This window comes from Hymenobacter negativus, assembly GCF_017571495.1.
Taxonomy (GTDB): domain Bacteria; phylum Bacteroidota; class Bacteroidia; order Cytophagales; family Hymenobacteraceae; genus Hymenobacter; species Hymenobacter negativus.
In genome coordinates, this window is record NZ_JAGETZ010000003.1 from 123302 (window position 1) to 146274 (window position 22973).

General features: G+C 57.9%; 19 protein-coding genes. 10 read left to right on the top strand and 9 right to left on the bottom strand.

Annotated features, from left to right (window positions below):
• Positions 1-3: 3 nt before the first annotated feature.
• Positions 4-699, bottom strand: coding sequence for a hypothetical protein (locus tag J4E00_RS07505; protein ID WP_208174525.1), 696 nt, complete (start codon positions 697-699; stop codon positions 4-6).
• A 279-nt stretch (positions 700-978) separates the two neighbouring features.
• A complete protein-coding gene (locus J4E00_RS07510) occupies positions 979-2427 on the bottom strand; it encodes a diadenylate cyclase (RefSeq protein ID WP_208174526.1) in 1449 nt (482 codons plus the stop codon).
• 197 nt (positions 2428-2624) lie between these two features.
• Between J4E00_RS07510 and J4E00_RS07515 the strand changes: the two genes are divergently transcribed.
• From J4E00_RS07515 to J4E00_RS07540, 6 genes are all read left to right on the top strand, one after another.
• On the top strand, positions 2625-2894 hold the full coding sequence (locus J4E00_RS07515) for a hypothetical protein (RefSeq protein WP_208174527.1): 270 nt from the start codon (positions 2625-2627) through the stop codon (positions 2892-2894).
• A gap of 77 nt (positions 2895-2971) precedes the next feature.
• On the top strand, positions 2972-5593 hold the full coding sequence (locus J4E00_RS07520) for a PIG-L family deacetylase (RefSeq protein WP_208174528.1): 2622 nt from the start codon (positions 2972-2974) through the stop codon (positions 5591-5593).
• Between the two features lie 169 nt (positions 5594-5762).
• Positions 5763-7139, top strand: a complete 1377-nt coding sequence (locus J4E00_RS07525) for an aspartate kinase (protein ID WP_208174529.1) — start codon at positions 5763-5765, stop codon at positions 7137-7139.
• An 84-nt stretch (positions 7140-7223) separates the two neighbouring features.
• Positions 7224-7877, top strand: a complete 654-nt coding sequence (locus tag J4E00_RS07530; protein ID WP_208174530.1) for a phosphatase PAP2 family protein — start codon at positions 7224-7226, stop codon at positions 7875-7877.
• Positions 7878-7982: 105 nt separating this feature from the next.
• Positions 7983-8879, top strand: a complete 897-nt coding sequence (locus tag J4E00_RS07535) for a glycerophosphodiester phosphodiesterase (protein WP_208174531.1) — start codon at positions 7983-7985, stop codon at positions 8877-8879.
• Positions 8880-9025: 146 nt separating this feature from the next.
• Complete coding sequence (locus tag J4E00_RS07540; RefSeq protein WP_208174532.1) at positions 9026-10981, top strand: CocE/NonD family hydrolase; 1956 nt, start codon at positions 9026-9028, stop codon at positions 10979-10981.
• Between the two features lie 165 nt (positions 10982-11146).
• Here the strand turns inward: J4E00_RS07540 and J4E00_RS07545 are convergent, their stop codons facing one another.
• The 5 genes from J4E00_RS07545 to J4E00_RS07565 form a co-directional block, all read right to left on the bottom strand.
• Complete coding sequence (locus J4E00_RS07545; RefSeq protein ID WP_208174533.1) at positions 11147-12037, bottom strand: DUF2911 domain-containing protein; 891 nt, start codon at positions 12035-12037, stop codon at positions 11147-11149.
• 258 nt (positions 12038-12295) lie between these two features.
• Positions 12296-12943 (bottom strand): biopolymer transporter ExbD, encoded by a 648-nt coding sequence (locus J4E00_RS07550; protein WP_208174534.1) that lies wholly within the window; start codon positions 12941-12943, stop codon positions 12296-12298.
• A 578-nt stretch (positions 12944-13521) separates the two neighbouring features.
• A complete protein-coding gene (locus tag J4E00_RS07555; protein ID WP_208174535.1) occupies positions 13522-15432 on the bottom strand; it encodes an ABC-F family ATP-binding cassette domain-containing protein in 1911 nt (636 codons plus the stop codon).
• A 117-nt stretch (positions 15433-15549) separates the two neighbouring features.
• Complete coding sequence (locus J4E00_RS07560; protein ID WP_208174536.1) at positions 15550-16311, bottom strand: hypothetical protein; 762 nt, start codon at positions 16309-16311, stop codon at positions 15550-15552.
• A 208-nt stretch (positions 16312-16519) separates the two neighbouring features.
• Positions 16520-17380, bottom strand: coding sequence for a DUF4240 domain-containing protein (locus tag J4E00_RS07565; protein WP_208174537.1), 861 nt, complete (start codon positions 17378-17380; stop codon positions 16520-16522).
• Positions 17381-17643: 263 nt separating this feature from the next.
• On the opposite strand from J4E00_RS07565, the gene J4E00_RS07570 reads away from it, so the two are divergent.
• Together J4E00_RS07570 and J4E00_RS07575 are read left to right on the top strand one after the other, a co-directional pair.
• Positions 17644-18276, top strand: a complete 633-nt coding sequence (locus tag J4E00_RS07570) for a hypothetical protein (protein WP_208174538.1) — start codon at positions 17644-17646, stop codon at positions 18274-18276.
• A 436-nt stretch (positions 18277-18712) separates the two neighbouring features.
• On the top strand, positions 18713-19066 hold the full coding sequence (locus tag J4E00_RS07575; protein WP_208174539.1) for a hypothetical protein: 354 nt from the start codon (positions 18713-18715) through the stop codon (positions 19064-19066).
• A gap of 87 nt (positions 19067-19153) precedes the next feature.
• Here the strand turns inward: J4E00_RS07575 and J4E00_RS07580 are convergent, their stop codons facing one another.
• The gene (locus J4E00_RS07580; RefSeq protein WP_208174540.1) at positions 19154-19681 is read right to left on the bottom strand and encodes a hypothetical protein; all 528 of its coding nucleotides are present in this window, start codon (positions 19679-19681) and stop codon (positions 19154-19156) included.
• A gap of 180 nt (positions 19682-19861) precedes the next feature.
• On the opposite strand from J4E00_RS07580, the gene J4E00_RS07585 reads away from it, so the two are divergent.
• Both J4E00_RS07585 and J4E00_RS07590 read left to right on the top strand, forming a co-directional pair.
• Complete coding sequence (locus J4E00_RS07585) at positions 19862-20665, top strand: rhamnogalacturonan acetylesterase (RefSeq protein WP_236049595.1); 804 nt, start codon at positions 19862-19864, stop codon at positions 20663-20665.
• A gap of 81 nt (positions 20666-20746) precedes the next feature.
• Positions 20747-21751, top strand: a complete 1005-nt coding sequence (locus J4E00_RS07590) for a pectinesterase family protein (RefSeq protein WP_208174541.1) — start codon at positions 20747-20749, stop codon at positions 21749-21751.
• 285 nt (positions 21752-22036) lie between these two features.
• On the opposite strand, the gene J4E00_RS07595 is transcribed toward J4E00_RS07590, so the two are convergent.
• Positions 22037-22936: a manganese catalase family protein gene (locus tag J4E00_RS07595; protein ID WP_208174542.1), complete on the bottom strand. Its 900-nt coding sequence runs from the start codon at positions 22934-22936 to the stop codon at positions 22037-22039.
• Positions 22937-22973: the final 37 nt, after the last annotated feature.

A 22973-nucleotide genomic window follows, 5' to 3' on the forward strand; every position in this document is an offset into this window, starting at 1 on the left:
GCCTCACAGGCTGTAGCGCACGCCGATGCCCCCACCCCCGCCTACCGGCGACCCAGATGTGCCAAAAACTCTGGCGATGCACAATACCCATGATATATGCGCGCTGGCGTCAGCAGTTAGTGCCAAGCGCGGGCTAATATGGTAGCTGGCTGCCAATCCTATGGTTACAGGCAGGTCGCCTAGCTTACGCTGCCTTCCCGAATAAGGAATGGTTGTAGTTGGATTCAGTGCCAGTACGTTGTAATATTTCTCCGTGAAGCGGGTCATTACATAAGTAAGGCCCGCCCGCCCGTCAAGCTGCCAGCGACTTGCCGTCACAGGCAAAAGAGACTTGCGCAACAGCATGGAAACGGCGAAAGCCTGCACCGCTTCGGTGGAGTAGTAATAATAGTCGCCGCTATCTGTATACACTGGGTCGCTATTGGCGGATGCTGCCCGCTGTGCCTGCATAAACCCAGCTTCCAGGCCATAACCATTGGCGAACTGGCGCCCCACCAATATTTGCACCGGCTGCAGTTCGTAAGGCGAGGCGGTGCCTTTGGTATGCACGGTTTCGGGTTGAGCGTAGCGATGGTAGGCTGCTCCGGCTGCAACGTACCAGCCAGGCACAGCACTAGAAGAAGTCTGGGCGATGGCCCCCGTGAAGCTGCCAACAACCAAGGAGCCGGTGAGCACAAATAAACCGTAGAGAGGACGCATACAATTGCCGAAAGTGAGTTGGCAAATAAGCACGCCCTATCTATAGGGACAGTATCAATTTACTGAAGAAAAGGACTTCATAGAATGCCCAATTCAGTCAATCAAACCCAGCCGAATGAAATGTAATAGGCGTTTTTAAACTAATGAAAGCCTTTTTTTTGTAGCCAGTTAGACAAAGCAGGCTACAAAAAAAGGACTTTTCAGTTTTTATTATTCGATTAAAAGTCGAGGTAGTTACCCGCTGATTATCAACTCGTAGTCGGCTAGACAAAAGCCGAGTTACGATGGCAGCAAGTCAATCCAGCCGTCTTCACTCACCACCACAGCTAGCACGGGGTACTTGCTGCTATTCACGTAGCGGAGGGCGCCATTGAAGCGGGCGCCGCGGGAGGAGTCGCCTTTGTCGGTGGCCAGGCCGTCGAGGATGACGCCAATGGCGTGGCACATGGCGTTGGGCTCGATAAGGACAGCCCCGTCGATGTTGGTGACGAGGCGCAGGACAGAGGGCGTCATGATGCGCGGCACCACCCGGAAGCTTTGGCGGGTGAGGCGCTTGGCCTCCTGGGCCGCGCCGGTGGTGATGACCAGAATGGTGCCGTTGGGCTGACTGGTGGCCTGCTGGGCCAGGTCCCAGAGGTATTCGATGCTGTCGGGGTCGAGCGACGGAAACACGATGCGCAGGATGCGGGCAAAGTTGTCGGCGGCCACGCGGCCCTGGGGCAGGCGGGGGGTGTTGCTCACCACGCGCATCAGCACGTTGCCGGCATGGCTCATTTCCCAGCTGTAGTGATTGGTGAAATGCACCGTCACCAAGGGCTCGTATTGCGAATCACTTTCGGGCACAAGCTGGCCCAGGCCGAAGACGTGCGAGGCGTCCGAAATGAGCGCAGTGTGACCCTCGCTCAGCTCCAGCAGCTTGCGGATGGAGCGGTGGTCGCGCATGGGCACGGGCGTTTCCAGCGTGAGCACGGGCACCACGGCGGGGTGCATGCGCCGGCTGATGAGCATGGTCCCAATGCCCTCGTCGCCCTCGTGGCGCAGGGCAGCCACGCCATTGCAGGCGTCGTACAGGCCGTGGGTGCCGGCGGGGGCCACGCGCAGCATCAGGCGGCGGCCAGCCGAGCGCAGCAACTCGTTGTAGTCGCGGTCAAGCACGGGCTGGTCGTTGTCGGCGGTGTCGGCTTCGCGCAGGGCGCGGGTGCAGTCGTGCAGAAACTCCAGCACGGCCGCGTGGGGCAGGTTGGCGGGGCGGCCCGAGCCGGGCTTGGGCAGCGCGTAGTAATTGTCGTAGCAGTCGGAAGCCAGCTGCAGCACCACCGTCACGAGGTAGCCCTGCAAGCTGACGGGGGTGGAGCAGAACGAGCGCCGGTTTTCGTGGCGGCTGGCCGTAAGGATATTCAGCTTGCTCTCGGTGGCCTGGCACACCAGTTCGTACCAGTGCTGCTTCTCAAATCGGTCGTGGTCGTTGGGGTGCAGGTGGTACACCGAATCCTGCGGGCCTTTGTCCAACTCCAAAGCGGCAGCGTCGGCCTTGATGTCCTGAAAATCGTTGGGCGAGTAGCGCAGCATGGCGGGCTCCAGCACCACGGCATCGGGCTCGTCGGTTTCTTTGGCCGAAGCCAGACCCAGCAGGAAAACTTCGGGCCGCAGGCTGCGGTCGAGCAGGTTAAAAACGCCCTCGGCAAAGAGCTGGGCAGAAACGCGAAACAGGCTTTGGTGCTCCCACATGGGCAGATAATCAGAACAGCCAGACCCCGCTGCGGGCCCGACTTCAGGCCGAACTACGCAAAAAAGCGCCGAATAGTGGTATAGCAAAACAAAATTCCTGGTTTCTCGCTTCCAGCATTTCCTTCGAAGACGTATCTTCGGGCTACCACTGGTGGCTCTAGCCGCCTCTCCTTCACCCCGCCAACCCTCGCAAGCCTATGCTCTTCGTTGACATGCTTTTTGTGGTCGCGGTGGCCATTTCTTTTATTCCAATTCTTACCGGCTACTGCGCTCAGAGCCGGGGCCGCTCGTTCTGGCTGTGGTTTGCGCTGGGCTGGCTGCTGCCTATTGCCTCATTCCTGCTGCTCTTCGCCCTCATCGCCCGCGACGAGCTGGACCCTGGCCGCCGCCTGCTCGGCGAGGCCCGCCAGATTTTGCGTGAAGCCGAGGAAGAAGCGAAAGCGGAGCGCATTCGGAACCAAGGCTGATTTCTTGCCCGCCCGCGCAAGAAACGATACAATGCCCGCGCCCGGTAACTTCACGGCCTCATCCCGGTTTCCTGCGCATGATTCGTTCCCTACGCCCGCTGCTGGCGGCGCTGCTGCTGCCCCTGGCCGCCCTGGCCCAAACGCCCAAGTCCTACACGTCCTCCGAAATCCTGCTGGGCCTCAAAAAGCTCAACGTGCTGGGCTCGGTGATGTACCTGGCCGCCCACCCCGACGACGAAAACACCCGCCTCATCGCCTACCTGGCCAACGAGCGCCTGCTCGACACCAGCTACCTAAGCTGCACCCGCGGCGACGGCGGCCAGAACCTCATCGGTCCCGAGCTGCGCGAGGGCCTCGGCGTAATTCGCACGCAGGAGCTGCTGGCGGCCCGGCGCCTGGACGGCGGCCGGCAGTTCTTCACCCGCGCCAACGACTTCGGCTTCTCGAAAACCTCCGACGAAACCTTCCGCATCTGGGACAAGGAGCAGGTGCTGGCCGATATGGTGTGGGTTATCCGCCAGCGCCGGCCCGACGTGCTCCTCACCCGCTTCCCGCCCGATGCCCGCGCCGGCCACGGCCACCACCAGGCCAGCGCCCTGCTCGCTGCCGAAGCCTTCGACGCCGCCGGCGACCCCACACGCTTCCCCGAGCAATTGCAATACGTGCAAGCCTGGCAGCCCAAGCGCCTGCTCTGGAACACCGGCAGCTTCTTCGTCAAACCCGGCGAAAACATGGACGGCTACCTCAAGCTCGACGCCGGCGGCTACAACCCCCTGCTGGGCCAGAGCTACGGCGAAATCGCGGCCCGCAGCCGCAGCAACCACCGCAGCCAAGGCTTCGGCTCGGCCGCTCAGCGGGGCGAGGCGCTGGAGTATTTCCAGCCCGTGAAAGGCGAGAAAGCCACCAACGACCTGTTCGAAGGCGTGGACCAGACCTGGAACCGGGTGCCCGGCGGCGCGGATGTGGGCAAGCTCATCGAGGAGGTGATTCGCAAGTACGACCCGAGCAACCCCAGCGCCAGCGTGGCCGGGCTGCTGAAGGTGCGAAAGCAGCTGAAAAAGCCAACTGCGAGGGGTAACGAGGGAAATTACACCTACTGGAAGCGCGAAAAGCTAGGTCAAGTAGAAGGCATGATTAAAGCTTGTCTGGGTCTGCATTTAGAAGCCACAGCTCTAGCTGTATCTGTTGCGCCACGTCAGCCACTGCAACTTACCCTTGAGGCGCTGAACCGGTCAAGGGTTGCGGTTTCTGTTACTGGGATTTATGGAGACGAGTTAATAAGCCTTGATACCACTGTTGCTTTAACACCCGGGCAAACGGTAAGCCTTCGGCGCAGAATTAATCAGTCGACCAGCGAAGATGTATCTCAGCCATATTGGTTAAGGAAGCCTGGGACTGTAGGCATGTACTCTGTCCCAGAATCGCTGAGCTTTTCATCAGGAACTGATGCAGCAATTATGCTGGCCGAGTCAAAGAATGGCGTCAGCTTGATGCCAGCCGATGAGGCTACGGGAAGTTTCGGTGTTGTTTACCCCCAGCAAAGGTTGATTGGGATGCCCGAAAACCCGTCCAGTGATGGTGTTTGTTTCGTAGTGAGCGTGTTAGGGACCAAGCTTTATTACGCTGTTCCCGTCCAATACAAGCACACCGACCCGGTGCTGGGCGAACTGTACCAGTCGCTGGCCGTGGTGCCGCCCGTGGCCGTGAACCTGCCCGCCGCCCGCGCCTACGTCTTCGCCGATGCCCAGCCCAAGACCGTGCCCGTGACCCTGCGTGCCGGCCGCGCCGGGGTGGCCGGCACGCTGGCCCTGACCCTGCCCGCCGGCTGGACCAGCACCCCGGCCAGCCAGTCCTTCGCCCTGGCCGCCAAAGACGCCGAGCAAACCGTGGAGTTCCGCGTGCAGCCCGGCCCCGGCGTCGCCCCCGGCAAAACGGAGCTGCGCGCCGTGGCCACCGTGGCCGGCCAGTCCTACAGCCGCGGCATCCAGACCATTCAATACCCCCACATCCCCACCCAAACGCTGTTTCCCGAAGCCGTGGCCCCGCTCGTGAAACTAGAATTGCGCAAGCGCGGCCAGAACGTGGCCTACCTGATGGGCGCCGGCGACGAAGTGCCCGAGGCCCTGCGCCAAATCGGCTACCACGTGACCCTGCTCGAACCCAAAGACCTCACCGCCGCCACCCTCAAGCAATACGACGCCCTGGTAGTCGGCATCCGCGCCTACAACACGGTGGACCGCCTCAAAACCCAGCAGCCCGAAATCCTTAAATACATCGAGCAGGGCGGCAACGTGGTGGTGCAATACGTGGTGAACCGCGGCACCGTACTGCCCGAAATCGGCCCCTACCCGCTGACGCTTTCCTCCGACCGGGTGACGGTGGAAGACGCCCCCGTGACGCTGAGGAAGCACCCGTTGCTGGCCGCGCCCAACAAAATCACCGCGCAGGATTTCCACGGCTGGGTGCAGGAGCAGGGCCTGTATTACCCCGCCAAGTGGGACCCGAAATACCAGCCCGTTATTTCCAGCAGCGACCCCGGCGAGGCGGCCAAGGAAAGCGCCATTCTGGTGGCGGACTACGGCAAGGGCCACTTCATCTACACCGGCTTGTCGCTGTTTCGCGAGCTGCCGGCCGGCGTGCCCGGCGCCTACCGCATTATCACCAACATGATTTCCTACGGGAAGGAAGTGGCGCAGTAGCGGCCTGTAGCTTGGACGCTACGAGTCCGCGTCCAGGCGAACGTATGGCAATGCGCGGACTCGCAGCGTCCACGCTACAGTGCCCGTCATGCCTCGGCTGCGCTCGGCATGACGTTCTTTTGTGTTCTGATTACCCTTTTCAGGCTTTCTGGCCTCTTGCTATATACCCGTGCTTACAGTAGAAAAAATCGGCGGCACCTCGATGACCGCCTTTGCCGATGTTCTTCAGAACATCATCTTCCATGGCCGTGAAGGCGCGGCGCTGTACAGCCGCATTTTCGTGGTGTCGGCCTACGCCAACGTTACCAACTGGCTGCTGGAGAACAAGAAAACCGGCGCCCCCGGCGTGTATCACCACATCACCCAGAACCAGGATTTCCGGCATTCGCTGCAAGACGTAGCCGTCAGGCTCAAGGAGTTGAACAAGAACTATGAGGACTTGGGACTCGACCTGGCCGTGGCCGATGCCTTCATTCAGCAACGCATCGACCAGGCCCAGGTGTACTTAGATAGCTTGGTAAATGTGCTGGCCTCGGGCTACGTCAACAGCACGAATATTTTGCAGGCCGCCCGCGAAATTCTGGCCTCGATAGGGGAGGCGCATTCGGCCTTTAACTCCGTTAATATCTTGAAAAATCGGGGTGTGCATGCTACCCTTATCGACCTCAGCGGCTTCGACGACGCGCAAGCTCTCACCATTGATGAGCGCATTGCCAATGCCTTTGCCGATGTAGATTTCCGGCGCACCATCTGCATCGCCACCGGCTACACCAAGGGCACCGAGGGCATCATGCGCGAGTTCGACCGGGGCTATTCCGAAGTCACGTTCAGCAAGATTGCCGTGGCCGTGCGGCCCAAGGAGGCTATTATTCACAAGGAATACCACCTCAGCTCCGCCGACCCCAACCTCGTGGGCGTGGACCAGTGCCACCCCATCGGCTTCACCAACTACGACGTGGCCGACCAGCTCGCCGACGTGGGCATGGAGGCCATCCACCCCAAGGCCTCGAAGCCGCTGGAGATAAATGCCATCGACCTGCGCATTAAAAATACCTTCGAGCCTGACCATCCCGGCACACTGATTACCCGCGATTTCGTGTCGAAAACCAAGCACATCGAAGTCATTACGGGCACCGAGAAAGTAGTCATCATCGACATTCACGACCCGCTGATGGTGGGCGCCGCCGGCTTCGACCTGACCCTGATGCAGGTGTTTTTCGACCTCGGCGTCAGCTATATTTTCAAGGCCACCAGCGCCAACAGCATCTCGCTGCTCATCTGGGAAAAGGACCTGAAACCCCAGCTCGTGGCCGCTCTCGAAGCCAAGTACGAAAACGTGACTGTACAAACCGCCGCCCTGGTCTGCCTCATCGGTTCCAACATCGACGAGCCTGGTCTGCTGGCCCGGGCAGCCGGCGCACTGGCCGATTCGGGCATTAACATCCGCAGCGCGGGCTTCGCGCTGCGCAAGGTGAATATTCAATTCATCGTGGGCCGCGAGGATTATAAAACGGCCATTGTGGCGCTGAACCAAGCGCTGGGGTAGCACGTAGCGTGGACTCTGCGAGTCCGCGCATTGCACAACGTCCGCCTGGGTGCGGACTCGCAGAGTCCACGCTACTACCTGCTCATGACGCTCCGCCAGTTCCTTGTCTTTACGGCTATCTCGCTGCCGGCCTGCGCCTTGCTCATCCTGTTGCTTGACCAGCCGTTGGCCCAATTCATTCACGGGCATTTCGCTGGTGCGGCACCGTTTTTCGCCAGCCTTACCGCCTCGGCCGATGCTGTGCATGGGGCCCTCATGACGCACGTAGTGGGGCTGCCCATCATCTTTCTGGTGCTAGGGCTGGCGTTTGCCATCGGGCGCTACGCCCTGAAACGGCGCGGCGCTATTGTTTTCCTTATTCTTCTGCTCACCCACGAATTCAGCATGGTGCTGGCCAATGTGCTGAAAGGCAGCGTGCACCGCTTGCGGCCGGAGGTGCAGTTCAAGTCAGGGTACCTAGGTACGGGCCTGTGGGCCACGGGGCCGCACAACGATTCCTTTCCTTCGTCACACACTGCCATTTATTTCAGCCTGTTCCTGCCCCTGGCGGTGGCATTTCCACGCTGGCGCTGGCCGCTGCTGGTGCTGCCGGGCCTCATTGCACTGGGCCGGCTGGTGCTGGGCATGCACTATTTGAGTGATGTTTGGTTTTCGCTGTGGCTGGTGGTAGCCCTCACGTTTCTGTTTGGGTTACTGGATAGGCGGGTAGGAGCGGGGCTTGCCTCCGCTCATCGTTGAATGGGGTGGTTGCAAACCGTTTGACGGCCAACAAGAGCCAGCCCCTATATCCCGGACCGGCTATTTACCGTTCTGCTTCTTTCGGCCTTTGGGCTGTCGCCTTTCATGAGAAAACCCACGCTACTTGCCGGGGCCGCTATGGCCCTTTGTGCCCTGTTCCAGCTAACAGCCTGCACCGCCACCAAGCCCGTCGCCAATCCCAAACTGGTGGTACTGGGCCATGCCGGTTCCGGCTTTTTCACGCCCATCAGTCCGTTCAATTTCCGGCCGCCGAGCAGCTGGCGCGGCATTCGCCACGCTTTGCGCATCGGGGCCGATGGCGTGGAGATGGACCTGCAGCTCAGCCAGGACAGCGTGGTGATGCTCTACCACGACCCCCAGCTCGAAAACAGCAGCAACGGCCACGGCTGCATCAGCCAGCACCCGGCCGCCGAGCTCACGCAGCTGCGCTACCACGGCGGCTGGCCCTACGACTGGTTTCAGAAGGAGCGCCCCGTGACCTTTGATACTGTGCTGGCCCGCCTCAGCCGCCGCCCCACGTTCCCCTTCGTCCACCTCGATTTGCACGAGGACGACCCCTGCCGCCCGCCCGGCCATCAGCACGACCGCACGCCGCTGCTCATCCGCCAGATTGCCCGGAGCCTTGACCGCTACCATGTGCCGCCCGGTCAGGTACTGCTTATCACGCAGGAAGCGCCCACGGTGCTGCTGGCCCGCAAGCTGCTGCCGGCCGGCGTGCGCATCGGTCTCGAAATTGCCTCCGATGAGTTCGCATTTGGCCTGAAAGTAGCCCGCACCGAAAAGGTGCACACCGTGGTGCTCGATGCCGACCGCGTGACGCCTGACCAAGCCGCCCAAGCCCACGCCGCCGGCCTGAAAGTGGTGGTATTCGGTGGCCGCTCGGGCAAGGATATCCGGCGCGTGCTGGCTACCCAGCCCGATGAGATTGAAGTAGATAACGTGAAGCGCCTGCTTATCCTGCAAGGCCGCAGGAAGGGGTAAGGTATATTTAGCCCGTCATGCCACGCGCAGCCGAGGCATCTTGCGTGCTTTCACTAATCTAAATCGATTGGGTGACCAGCACACGCAAGATGCCTCGGCTGCGCTTGGCATGACGGAATTATTCGCCCAGTCACCTCCGCCTTCCTATGAAAACAACCACTTTCCTCACCACGGCGGTCCTCGTTTGGGCTGCCGTGCCGGCCCGTGCCCAGGCCACCTACCCGCTTACCTCCGCCGCGGAAAAGCAGTTCCTGGCCACCATCCTGGCCGATACATCCTATATCAAGCAGCATTTTACTAAAACGGAATACCAGATTCCGATGCGCGACGGCGTGAAGCTCTACACCATCGTGTACGCGCCCAAGGATGCTGATAAGGTGCGGTACCCCATCATGCTCAAGCGTACGCCGTACTCAATTGGGCCGTATGGGCCGGGCAAATACCTGCTGCGCATCAGCCCAAGTAGCGCCATGCTGCACGAGGGCTACATCTTCGCGTTTCAGGATGTGCGGGGCAAGTTCATGTCGGAAGGCACGTTTGAGGACGTGCGCCCAGCGCTGGAAAAACATGCCACCAAGCAGGATATCGACGAGGGCACCGATACTTTCGACACCATCGACTTTCTGCTGAAAAAGGGCCCGAAAAACAACGGCCGCGTAGGCCAATGGGGTATTTCCTATCCCGGTTTCTACACCACGGCTGGCCTGCTCAGCCGCCACCCAGCGCTGAAAGCCGCCAGTCCGCAGGCACCCGTCACCGACTGGTTTTGGGACGATGACCACCACAACGGCGCGTATTTCCTCACGGGCGTGAGCTTCTGGGCCAGCTTCGGCCAGCCGCGCCCGCAGCCCACCGCCGCCTACGCGCCCGAATTGCAAATGGGCACCCCCGACGGCTACGACTATTACTACCGTCTCGGCCCGCTCAAAAACGTAGATGACCAGCTCTTTCACGGTCAGGTGAAACACTGGAACGACTTGGTGCAGCATCCCAACTACGACGCCTTCTGGCAGGCCCGCAACCCCCGCCCGCACCTGCACGACATCAAAACCGCCGTGCTCACCGTGGGCGGCTTCAACGATGCCGAGGACCTATTCGGGGCCTTGCACACCTACCAAGCCCTGGAGCAGCAAAACCCCGGCCTCTCTAACCGCCTCGTGATGGGGCCCTGGGTGCACGGCGGCTGGGCCAATACCACTGGCGAGCAGGTGGGCAACGTGGCTTACGGGGCTGCCACTTCGATGTGGTACCAGGAAAACGTTGAAGCCCCGTTCTTCAAATCCTACCTGAAGGACGCCAAGCCCACCGCCGCTGCCAAGCTACCCGAAGCCACCGTGTTCGAAAGCGGCACCAACCAGTGGCGCCAGTTCGACGCCTGGCCGCCCAAAGCCGCTCAGACCAAAACACTCTACTTCCGCCAGGCCGGTGGTCTTAGCTTTAGTCCGCCCACCGATGGAACCAACGAGCGCCGCCGCCCCGAAGTCAACTTCGAGTTCGACCAGTTTCTGAGCGACCCGGCCCACCCCGTGCCCTACACCGAAGCCACTGCCCCGGCCATGACTCGCGAATACATGACCGACGACCAGCGCTTCGCCAGCCGCCGCCCCGATGTGCTCACCTACCAAACCGAAGTCCTCACCGCCCCGCTCACCCTCGCCGGTCCCATTGAGGCGCTGCTGCAAGTAGCCACCACCGGCTCCGATGCCGACTGGGTCGTGAAAATCATCGATGTATATCCTGACAGCGCCCGCGACAATCCGCGCAACGCGCCCGGCGTCCACCTCGGCGGCTACCAGCAGCTGGTGCGCTCCGAAGTCATGCGTGGCCGCTTCCGCAACAGCTTCAGCAAGCCGGAGCCCTTCACGCCGGGCCAAGTCACCGCCGTTCCCTTCACCGTGCAAGACCTCATGCATACCTTCCGGCCTGGCCATCGCCTCATGGTGCAGGTACAAAGCACTTGGTTTCCGTTGGTGGATAGAAACCCACAGAAGTACGTTGATAATATTTTTCAAGCCAACGAAAGCGACTTTCAGGCTGCCACGCACCGGCTGTACCACACACCGGAAAAGGCCTCACAACTCGTACTAAAGGTGCTGCCGTAACAGCACGCCCCCTTCTCAAGGAGAGGAGAACCACCGCTGCCCGACTGGGCCAGCTCATAAAACAAGCCCAAAAAAAGACCCGACTCTAAATGAGTCGGGCCTTTCAAGTTTTATCATCCTCCCCTCTCATATGGGGAGGGGGCGGGTGTGAGGCTACACCGGGGCTTACTTGCCTTTCTTAGCTTCAGCAATCAGTTCCTCGTCCATTTTTACGTACTCGCCGTTTGCCGGCGTGGCGGCCAGCGCAGCTTTCTTCGATGCTTCAGCAGCCGTGATGGCGCCTTTGTAATCCTTCATTTTTAGACGGATTTTGGCTTCCGTGTTCAGGTTCCAATACTTGGTAGGCTCGGCGGCATTCGCCTTTTCCATCCAGGTCACGGCTTGCTTCAGGTCTTTGTTGTTGTCGTAGTAATACACGGCGGCGGCAGCCAGGTCGGCCGGGGCGGGGGTAGCAGCTTTGATGACCTTCTCGTCAATCTGAGCCATCACCTTGCTCTCCACATCGGCCGTGATTTTGAACTTGGCGCCGGTGTTTTCCCACTCCATTGCCACATTGGCGGTGGCAGGCGTCAGGTCAGTGAAGCTGATGGTAAACGATTCCACCTTGCTGCTCACCTTGTAGGGCTTGATGGTGAAGCGGGCCACGTCCTGGTCTTCCTTGAAGCCTTCTACGTCAGCACCTTGCTTGAGGCTTTTATTCAGTACCACAGTCCACTCGCCGGGGCGCGGAATGGTGTAGATACCGTACTCGCCGGCGGGCACCTTCTTGCCATCGATGGTTACATCGTCCGAAAACTTGATGCTGGTGGTGGCGTTGGCGCCGGTGCGCCAGCGCTTGCCATTCGGTACCAGCGAGTTGTCGCTGCCGAAAATGCTGCGGCCCTTGGCGCTGGGCCGCGAGTATACGATGGTTACATCCGTCAGGCCCACCCGCTGCGTGATGGTGCTCTGGGGGCTGGCGGCGGGCGTCTTGATTTGGGCGTGGGCAGCCGGGGCGGCCACTAACGTAACGGCCGTAGCCACGGCGGCGGAGAAATGCAGAAAGGACTTGTTCATCAGTAAGAAAAAGGAGAGAGTGTGTTGTTGTCGGGCTAAAAATACGAAACCCGCGCTTAGGGCGCGGGTTTTTTGGCGAGAATACTAAAGAAGGAATTGCTAACAATTGATAATGAGTAGCAAGGGTTGTGAGATATTGATTCTGCGTAGCTCATTAATTTAGTAGGGTGCCGTAGGCGCGGCGTACAGGTTCACTGAGCCAGTTGCTCCGAAACCCGGGTTTGGGGCGCGGGCTTGAGGAATTCAATTTATCAGTTATTAATGCCTTGACGCCTGTTGAGAACCATCCTGAAGCTTTAAATTGAATCGATTAATTCCCTGGTTTTGTAATAGCTCTATTAAATGCATGACTTTCGATGCACTGGTTTCAGCGTTTATTAGCAATGCCACGTAGCTGGGCTTATGAACCAATGTCTGAATGACCTTTTTTGAAGTCATTGAGCAGGCTAATAGTTGCTCTTCCCCAAGTGGGTAATGCTCTTTGATTAGAAGTGCCAAATGGTTGTTCGATTGTTCTTCTAAAATGGCTGGTAATGCGCGAATGTCTACATCTATATACTCAATCTGGTTCAATTTTGAGCGCTGTGATGCGGAAAAAATAACACTTTGCTTTGCTGCGACTTTTTGAATAGTTATGGATTGGAATAGGGGGCCACTCACTGAAAAGGAATAATGCCCGTCAGTATCTAAGCCAATTACAGCTTCATTATTTTCAGGCAGACAGCCTGAGCCACTATGGTATGGTAGCTCTTCAAGTGCTGCGTTACCAATTCGTGGTCCCTTAAATTGTGTGGTAATAGCGTAAAAACAAACAATCAGAAAGACGACACCTGCAAACGGAGTCATATCCGGTGACGAAGCTCCCCGGCTTCTGCGCAACTTATTTTCTGATTTCACAAATGTCATGCGCTGCACACGATTAGGCCCCTTGCTTCGCTAAGGCTAACGAATCAAGGGGCCTAATCGTGTGTAGCGCTATCGAAATGCTACGTCAGCCCAAACTGCAGCCGAACAGATTCGCATATAGCCCGCCCTCGCGCTCGCTCAACTCCTCGTGCGAGCCGGCTTCTACGATGCGGCCGCCGTCGATGACCAGGATTTTATCGACTTTGCGGATGGTGCTCAGGCGGTGGGCAAGGCTGTATAGGCGGTGACTGCGCCGGTAGGCAGCAACGTGTGCCGCTAGATTTTGTATAGGTGCGACGCGGGCAGTAGCGTTTAATTGGGATTAAAACTCTAATTAATGTACCTTTCAATTCCCTTTCCACACTTTTACCGCTTTCCGTTATGTACACACCACCTCCTTCTTGGATGATTGAAAGCATCCAGCATCAAAAGAATTCTCAACGGTTTGGCTTGATTCTAGGTGGTCTGCTGGTAACATCAGCAATACTTGTTCAGATATTCGCTTAAACAAAAAGCCCTGGCACACCGCCGGGGCTTTTTGTTTGCTTACAATTGGCTCACTCAGATGAGCGAAAGGGTTACGCCAGTTCTGCTAACTCCAGCCAACGCAATTCCTTCTCTTCCAACTCCTGGTTCAGCGCCGATAGGCGGGCGCCCCAGGCAGCGAAATCCTGCGAGCTGCCCGCACCGCCGTTCAGCTTGGCGGTGATTTCCTGCTTCTCAGTTTCCAGCGTCGCCATGGCTTTTTCGAGCTGTTCGTACTCCTTCTTCTCGGCGAAGGTGGCGCGGCGCTTTTGGGGCGAGGGGGCTACGGCCGTGCTCACGGGCGCGGCCAGCTTGGCGGCGGCGCGGGCGGCTTTGGCAGCCTTTTCTTCTTCGATTAGCGCGGCTTCGGTTTCGCGCTCGGCGAGGTATTCGCGGTAGTCGGTGTAATTGCCGGGGAAGTTGAGGACGGCGCCGCCGGGCTCCAGTACGAAGAGGTGCTCGGCGAGGTGGTCGAGGAAGTACCGGTCGTGGCTCACGATGAGCAGGCAGCCGGTGAAGTGCAGCAGGAAGTCCTCCAGGATGTTGAGCGTGGCCAGGTCGAGGTCGTTGGTGGGCTCGTCAAGAATGAGGAAGTTGGGGTTCTTGATGAGCACGCGCAGCAGTTGCAGGCGGCGCTTTTCGCCCCCGCTCAGCTTGCTGACCAGCGTGTATTGCTGGGCCGGCGGGAACAGGAACAGGTTGAGGAACTGGCTGGCGGTGAGCACGTCGCCGTTGGCCAGTTCCACTACTTCGGCCACTTCCTTCACGATGTCGATGACGCGCTGCGAAGGGTCGAACTCCAGCTCGGTCTGGGTGTAGTAGCCGAACACGGTGTTGGTGCCCACGTCCACGGTGCCGGAATCGGGCTTCAGCTTGCCGGTGAGCATGTTGAGCAGCGTGGACTTGCCCGCGCCGTTGGGCCCCACGAGGCCAATCCGGTCCTTCTTTTTGAAGACGTAGCTGAAATCGTCGAGCACCACGTTGTCGCCGAATTTCTTGTTCAGGCCGTCGGCTTCGATGATTTTGCCGCCCTGGCGGGTGGTTTTCACGCTCAGCTCAATCTGCTGCTTGTTGAGGTTGGTGCTGGCCTTTTCCTTGGTGACGTAGAAGGCGTCGATGCGGGCTTTTTGCTTGGTGCCGCGGGCCTGGGGCATGCGGCGCATCCAGTCGAGCTCTTTTTTGAAGAGCTGGCGGGCCTTCTCCACTTCCACGGTTTCGCGCATTTCGCGGTCGGCCTTTTTCTCGACGAAATAGGCGTAGTTGCCCTGGTAGCGATATACCTGGCCCTTGTCGAGCTCCACGATTTCATTGGCCACCTTGTCGAGAAAGTACCGGTCGTGGGTCACCATCAGCAGGGTGAGGCTGGGCGAGTTCAGGCGGTTTTCGAGCCACTCGATGGTGGCCAGGTCCAAGTGGTTGGTGGGCTCGTCAAGCAGCAGCACGTCGGGCTCTTCGATGAGGACGCGGGCCAGGGCCACGCGCTTGCGCTGCCCGCCCGAGAGCTGGGCTACGTTGCGGGTGAGTAGCTCGCCGAGGATGCCGAGCTTGCCCAGAATCTGCTGCACCTGGGCTTCGTAGTCCCAGGCGTTGAGGGCGTCCATGCGTTCGAGCACGCGCTGGAGGTCATCGGATTTGTGGTCGGGGTCGTTCACGACGTGCTCATACTCCTGGATGGCGCGGAGCGTGTCGTTCTGGCTGGCGAAGATGGTTTGCTCCACGCTCAGGCTTTCGTCGAACACGGGGTTCTGGCCCAGGTAGGTGACGCGGATGCCCTTGCGCACGCTCACCTCGCCGGTGTCGGGGGCTTCGAGGCCGGCCAGCACCTTCATGAGGGTGGTTTTGCCGGTGCCGTTGATGCCCACAAAGGCCACGCGCTGGCCCAGGTTCAAGCCGAAGTTGAGGTCTTTAAACAGCCAGCGGTCGGCGTAATTCTTCGAGATGTTCTCGGCGGATAACAGGTTCATAGGCCGCAAAGGTACGGCCGGGGCGGGCGGGGTTTACCCTCAATTAAGCGGTTGCCGTGCTAAAACAGGGTAGGCAAGGCTGGGATAGAATTGAAAGCGTTTTTGCATCCTGTTCCTCTAACGAGTGAAATACAGTTTCCTTGTCGTAGAATCAACCTTGTGAGCTTGGAAGTATGCGCTCAGGTGATTCTCAATGTAATGTGTGGCCGGCTGGTGAAATTTTTGTATACCAGCGTGGTTAAGGCATTTGCAGTCGCCGAATGGGTTGTTTTCGGCTAAATGGAATTTGTGCTTGTCTAAGTAATCATGAAACGTAACAAACTGGCCCGCATAGCTCGGCCGTTTAGGCATATCTGGTGGAACCCGGTCTATTTCTTGAGCATGGCTCAAGCGGCGCGACGTCCAAATCCTGTAAACACCTGGCCGAAAACGGATAGAATCGATGTATTCATCCTTGTCGGCATTAGTAGACACCACGATAGTCATCACTTGCCCCTTGTAGGTGTAGGAAAAAGCCAATGGCTCTACGCCTGACGGATTAGCTCCAATCACACTTTTCGAAATGGCGACAAGGGTGCCGAATTGAAAATTATAGCGAGGGTAAGTTACGTGCAAGTCGCGTTGGGAATTTTTAGAGAGGCGTGGGGGAGTAGGTAAGGCTGTGGCAAATGGAGCGGCAATGATGGGCTTTTTCCCATCAAAAAATCGCACAACAACATAGCCCTCTCCCACACGCCATCCTGACGGGCCTTCGCAATATATATTGGCTGTATCAGGAATTTGGATAGGCCTGCGCCAGTCGCTTGATGGGCGGCTTGGTGAGAAATTTTGGCCTGTAGAAAGAACGGAAAGACATAATAGAGCAAGTATGTATTTCATAGTTTGCTACTGGTTGGATGTATTAATTATACGCCAAAATTCCCGAGAATCTATTGCAACCCCGCCCCACCTGCGGCCCCCGACACGCCCCGTCGCGGCGTGGGCGTGGGGGCGGATGTGAATAGCTAGCGGCTCACGCAGGCGTTGGAGAGCATCACAGGCCGCGGAAGGTACGGCCGGGGCATGCGGGGTGCTATTAACAGGCTATCTAACTTCTAACCCGGACTATTTCTTCCACAAGCTTAGGATACATGGCTTGTAATTCAGCGCCGCCTTTGGGCTCTCGGTTCATCACCCTATCCATTGAGTCATAATGGATAACTTCGGGAAACTGGTCGGCTACGGCGTCCCGTATTTCTGAATCATCCTCGTTATCGTGATTGACCGAATAAGCTTCGTCTGCCACGTAGAGCAACCCTTCGCCCCATGTATCACCAATATTGAAGCTGTATTTGCCGTTGACCAATGCGTTGATGTCTTGGCTGATTTCGGTAAAGAATTCTTGTCCTTTCAATAATAGCCAACAGCGAAAGTAAATAAACCCATCTTCCGATAAGCTATGGTCGAAAATGATGATTTCGTTTTCTTTCTTAAAATCACATTCTAAAATAACCGATAATTCTGCGATTTCAGCAGTGTATAGTCGCTGCAAATAAATCTGAAGTTGCTTCTCGAATTGAATTAGTTTCTGCTTACCGCTTTTGGAAAGCAATTCCGTTAGGTTTTCAATATGCTCATCTATATTATACTCGGACCAATTACTATTATGCTTTTTATTTGACTTTTCAATGCTGCGCCAGAAGAATTGCTGACCGATTTCGTCGGGTGAGGAAGCTTGTTTTTCTGGGATAATTTCACCTTCAGTAAGTCTGATATACCCTTTTTTGATTTTCTGCTGAATTAGTTTTTTGGTGTCAGCCAAACAGGCTTCAGCGGATGCGAACTGCTTTTCAGACTGGCGGCCTTTCGTCCCAACTGCGCCAGAAGAAATAATTTGAGTAGTGCCGTCGGATTCAGCAGTCCAAAACTTGTTTGAGCTTGTGTCCTGAAAAAATAGTTGCTGTCGCATCGGGGTAGCTTGAGATTCTGAACGCCAAACTTAATCCAACGCCACCTCTCAGATTCTGCCGCCCCACCCGCGGCCCCCGACACGCCCCGTCGCGGCGGGGGCGCAGGGGCGGATGTGAATAGCCAGCGGTCCACGCAGGCGTTGGAGAGTATCACCAGCCGCGCAAGGGACGGCCGGGGCGGGCGGGGTGGGATGAAGAATTGTAGCACCGCTAACTTTGATGCAGTGGCTTTCTTTGCTACTGTCCATTGTAAAACTGCTGTATGACTAATAGAGAATTGCGAAACGCCTTGTTAGAACGCCTAGCATCATACCTCGCACCTTATGGCTTCGTACTCAATAAAGCTCTGGCAGAATTTACCAAGCGGTCAGCAGAAGGCTGGGAAAAATTCCAATTGATTTATCTAGTTCGCAGCAATGGTTGGGAAATCAACCCTGCAATGTTAATACGCATTAACACTGTAGAAGACATTTATCACAAGGCTTCTTATTTCGAAACGAAGTGTCATAAAACAACTCCGACAGTCGGCATTCCACTGGAAGACTTCATCAATGATGGTAAAGGCTACCGATTTGATTTGAACAGTGAAGCAGATATTGAACGTTGCTACCAGAATATAATGATGTTGTTTAAAAAGGTTGTTGTTCCGTTTTTCTCGCAGTATAACGACATTGAGCAGCTTGATAAAGAGGTGAATATTGAAAATAGGGAAAGCATTTTCTCATGGGCGATTTATAAGGGGAGCCTCGGAATAATTCTTGCCAAATTGGTTGATAATCCGAAATACAACCAGCTAGAGGAAAAACATCGAATCTATTATCAGCAGTTTGCAGATGGATTCTATCTCGACGAATACGAAGGAGTAGCCAAAGTATTACGCATTATGAATCTGTAACGGGGCTGCGGATGCAATTTGACGCGCCTGTTACTGCTGCCCCACTAGCGGCGCCCGACACGGCCCGTCGCGGCGGGGGCCGCAGGTGGGGCCGGCGGAGATGCGAATGGCTCGATGGTACATGCGAATGGTCTGTTCGCATATGCAAATGGCTTGAAGGCATATACAAACAGCTTGATGGCATATCCAAATGGCTTGATGGTACATGAGAACAGACCGTTTGCATATGCAAATGGCTTGATGGCATATGCAAATGGCTTGAAGGTATATGCAAATAGCTTGATGGCATATGCAAATGGTTGCAAGGCATCTGCAATGAGCAGTTTAGCTCCTGGTAACGTCTTGAAGAAGGGAAAAAGCCGGAAATTAGCAGGACCTTAGAATACTGGTATATTGCGAGGGTAAACTTCTTGTCACCTTTTCATTTACCCGTCTTATGGCATACAAAGCCCGAGAATCTGCCCCCATTGCCAAAGCCCAGCTCCGCGTCGACGGGCTGGCCGCCATCGACCCCAAGCTGGACCTGGGCGAAACCATTTCCGTGGTCGAAGGCACCACCCTCGTGAAAAGTGCCGCCCAGACGCTAAGCGACTACAACAAGGCCCTGAAAACGGCCGACGACCTGCTCAACAAGCTCAATGGGCAGGAAAAAGCACTGGGCGCCTGGAGCTCTAAGGCCCTGAGCGGCGTCAAGTTCCGGTACGGCCCCGACAGCTCGGAGTACGAAATGGCCGGTGGCGTGCGCCAGAGCGAGCGCAAGAAGCCAGTCCGCAAACCGAAGGCCCTTTAACATTCGCAATAAGCTCATTCACACAAAAGCCCGTTTCCAAGCTGGAAACGGGCTTTTGTGTAGGTGCGTGGTTGCTGTGCATCCCGGCTAGAGCAGGGGCCGGGGCAACACGTACTGGTCGTTGTCGAGGGTGAGGTAGCCGGTGCGCAGGAACAGGCCGCGGTGGCGAATGGCCGTGCCCATCACATTGGAATAGGCCACGGGAATGGATAGCCAGATAACGTTGCCATTCAGCCGCCGCTCACGGAGTAGCGTTTTGTGGCCCATGCTCAAGCGGTAGCGTTCCAGCAGGCGGCCGTTGCGCCGGTAGCAGGTGACGTGGCGCCAGACCACGTTATCGGGCGTCCACTGCGTTTGGCGCACGCCGGTGGCGGGCAACGCACCAGAGTTTTGACCAGAAATGCCCTGCACCACCACGCGCCGCCGACCGCGGCCATGAGAATTGGTTTTGAAAAACGGGCTGGTTTGCTCAGCGCGCAGCCGTAGCTGGGCAGCTTGTTGGAGCAGGGTGTCGCGGGCGGCAAGGGCGCGGGCGGGGTCGGTGATGAGTTGGGCGCGGGCCGGGCCGGCCAGCAGCACCGAGAGGGCCAGTAGGCCTCCTAAGCGGTACAACATGCAAAATTTGGGGTTGTGGAAGGCCCAAAACTACTGCGCCAAGCAGCCTCTTGCCAGCGGACTAAGGGCAAATGCTGTTAAGAAACCGTTGCCAATAGTTGGACTGACCCGCCGTCAGTAGAAGGCGCAGGTAGGAGCAGGTTGCAGCCCGACGGGTCCACCTGCTTTCTTCGCGGGCACATGTCAAAATTCCTTGGGGCTATGCGCAACAATTTCCTGAAAACGGCCGCCGTGCTGGCCCTGCTGTGGCTCAGCGCCTTTAGCGCGCCGCCCGCCAAAATCACCGTCTACCTGATTGGCGACTCGACTATGTCGATAAAAGAGCCGAAGAATTACCCCGAAACGGGCTGGGGCATGCCCTTCGTGTTCTTTTTTGACGAAACCGTGACCGTGGACAACCGCGCCCAGAACGGCCGCAGCACCAAAAGCTTTGTGGCCGAAAACCGCTGGCAGCCCGTGGCCGGCGCCCTGAAGGAGGGCGACTACGTCTTCATCCAATTTGGGCACAACGACGAGGTGCCTACCAAGCGCAGCTACACGCCCGAGGCCGATTACAAGAACTACCTCATCCGCTTCATCGCCGAAACCCGCGCTAAAAAAGCTACGCCCGTGCTCATCACACCCGTGGCCCGGCGCAAGTTCGATGCGGCCGGCAAGGTAGAGGGCACCCACAATGTGTACTCCGAAATTGTGCGCGCTACGGCCCGTGAGCAGCAGGTACCGCTCATCGACCTCGACCGTGAAAGCCAGGCTTTGCTGCAGCAGTACGGCGTGGAGAATTCCAAGCTGCTCTTCAATCAGCTGGTGCCCGGAGAGCATCCCAATTACCCTGAAGGCAAGGAGGACAACACCCACTTTAACGAGCTGGGCGCGCGCAAAATGGCGCAAATCGTGCTGGCCGATATTCGCACCCTCAAGCTGGAGCTGGCCAACCGCATCGTGCAGCGCGCCGCCGCCAAAACCGTGGACCCGCAGGCCCGCTAGGGGGCATCCATGTTGATAGAACGTCATGCCGCGCAGTGTGACGGGCTGGCCTTTTTCCATCCGCTATAATTCAAGCCCTCGATGCGCTTTTATAACCTGTTTATAGCTGCTGGCCTGTTGCTCGCCGCTTCCGGCGTACACGCCCAGGTGGCGCCAGCGGCTAAGGCACCGGCCAAAATAGAAACCTTCCTGGTACCGGTGCGGCTGACAGTGGCGCCGGATGGCACCGGCGACTACCGCACCATTCAGGAGGCGGTGATGGCCGTGCGCGACTTTATGCAGGTGCCCGCCACCATCTTCATCAAGAACGGCACCTACAAAGAGAAGCTGCTGATTCCGTCGCAGAAAACCAACATCACGCTGCTGGGCGAGAGCAAGGAGGGGGTGGTCATCACCTACGGCGACTACTCCGGCGATGCCGAAAAGCACAGCACCTACACGTCGGCCACGGTGCGGGTGCAGGCAAATGACTTCACCGCCGAGAACATCACCTTCGAAAATTCGGCCGGGCGGGTGGGGCAGGCCGTGGCCCTGCACGTAGAGGGCGACCGCGCCACCTTCCGCAGCTGCCGCATGCTGGGCAACCAGGATACGCTGTTTCTGGCCATCGAAAACAGCCGGCAGTACTACCAGGACTGCTACATTGAGGGCACAACGGATTTTATTTTCGGCTCCAGCACGGCGGTGTTTGAGGGCTGCACCATTTTCAGTAAAACCAATTCCTACATCACGGCTGCTTCCACCTGGCCCCGGCAGTCGTTCGGGCTGGTGTTCCTGAATTGCAAGCTCACGGCCGCACCCGAGGCCACCAAAGTATACCTAGGCCGGCCCTGGCGGCCCAATGCCCGCACCGTTTTCATCAATACCGAGATGGGCGCCCACATCCGACCCGAAGGCTGGGAAAACTGGGGCAAAGTCAGCAACGAAGCCACGGCGTACTACGCCGAATTTGGCAGTAGTGGACCCGGCGCCAGCACCAGCGGCCGGGTGAAGTGGTCGCGCCAGCTCACAGCTAAAGAGGCGAAGCAGTACACGCTCAAGGCCATTTTTGCCGGGCCTATAGGGTGGGAGCCGGTGCGCAGGTAGGGCCTAGGTAGTCCACTAAAGACCGAACTAGTTCTCATACCGTGGCTTTGGCCAGTGCCTTGAGGTCTTGCCGTGGGCGGTAGCGCAGTATGCAACGCCGCCATCTACCAGCAGCCCGCCCAAAACGAGCATAACCACGGGATAGATGAGAGACGGTTGACAGCTGGCGTTAGTCGTTCCAGCGAGAAACCTCACCCCTGTCCTATCCCAAAAAAGAAGGGGAATAGGTTTTAGCCATGGTAAGGCCATTACTAGGCCAGGGGTGAGGTTTCCATTAGAATGCCGCTACTCGCCGTGGCTGCCGCTGCCGCTCAACGTACCCTTCACCTTGTCGCTGACGGTACCAATTATCGACCCCAGCGGGGTCATCTGCTCGGTTTGGGCGTGGCCGCGTGGGTCGGGCGTGGCCAGCACAGGGATGCCGCCGAGGGGCATGGCTTTCTCGACGTGGAATTCGCCCTTGCCGTCGATGGAGGGGCCGGAAGTCCAGCGGCCGGCGGGGGTACCGTCCTGGCCCAGGAAGGTGCTCACGAAAGCATAGTTGAAACCCTGCACTTCTTCGCTCTGCGGGAAGCTGTTGGGAATGGGCATGGCACCGAGGCCGCCGTTTTCCTCAATCACGGCCATCCACTGGTTCTGGTGCATGGTGTCGCGGGCGATGAGGAAGGACAGGAAATCCTTCATGCCGGGGTCGTCGGTCATCTCCCAGAGGCGGGTAGCCAGCACCCGGCCGGTGCTTTCGGCGGCCACGTTGGCGTACATGTCGGCCACGAGGTTGCCGCTGCCCACTATCCACGAGCCGTTGAAGGGTACGCCGTTGGCATCGGTAGCCAACGCCGCCTGACCCGAAGAGATGATGTGGCGCGGGTCCATGCCGCCGAGGATGGCGCCCACCATCTTGTCCTTGGCAAACTCGTCCTGCATACTCATCGGAGCGCCTTCCAGGTTGAGGGCCACGGCCGTGGCCAGCATCTCGATGTGGGCCATTTCCTCGGTGCCAGTTTCGAGCAGCATGTTGCGGTATTTTGCCGGGCCGCGCTGGCCCCAGGCTTGGAACATGTACTGCAAACACACCCGGATTTCGCCCTCAATGCCGCCAATTGCTTGCTGAAGCATGCGCGCAAAGGCCGGGTTGGGTTTGTCGACGCGTACTTTGTACTGGAGTTCTCTGTCGTGATAAAACATGATGTGGAAAGGGAAAGGAGGTTAGATTGACCGGCGA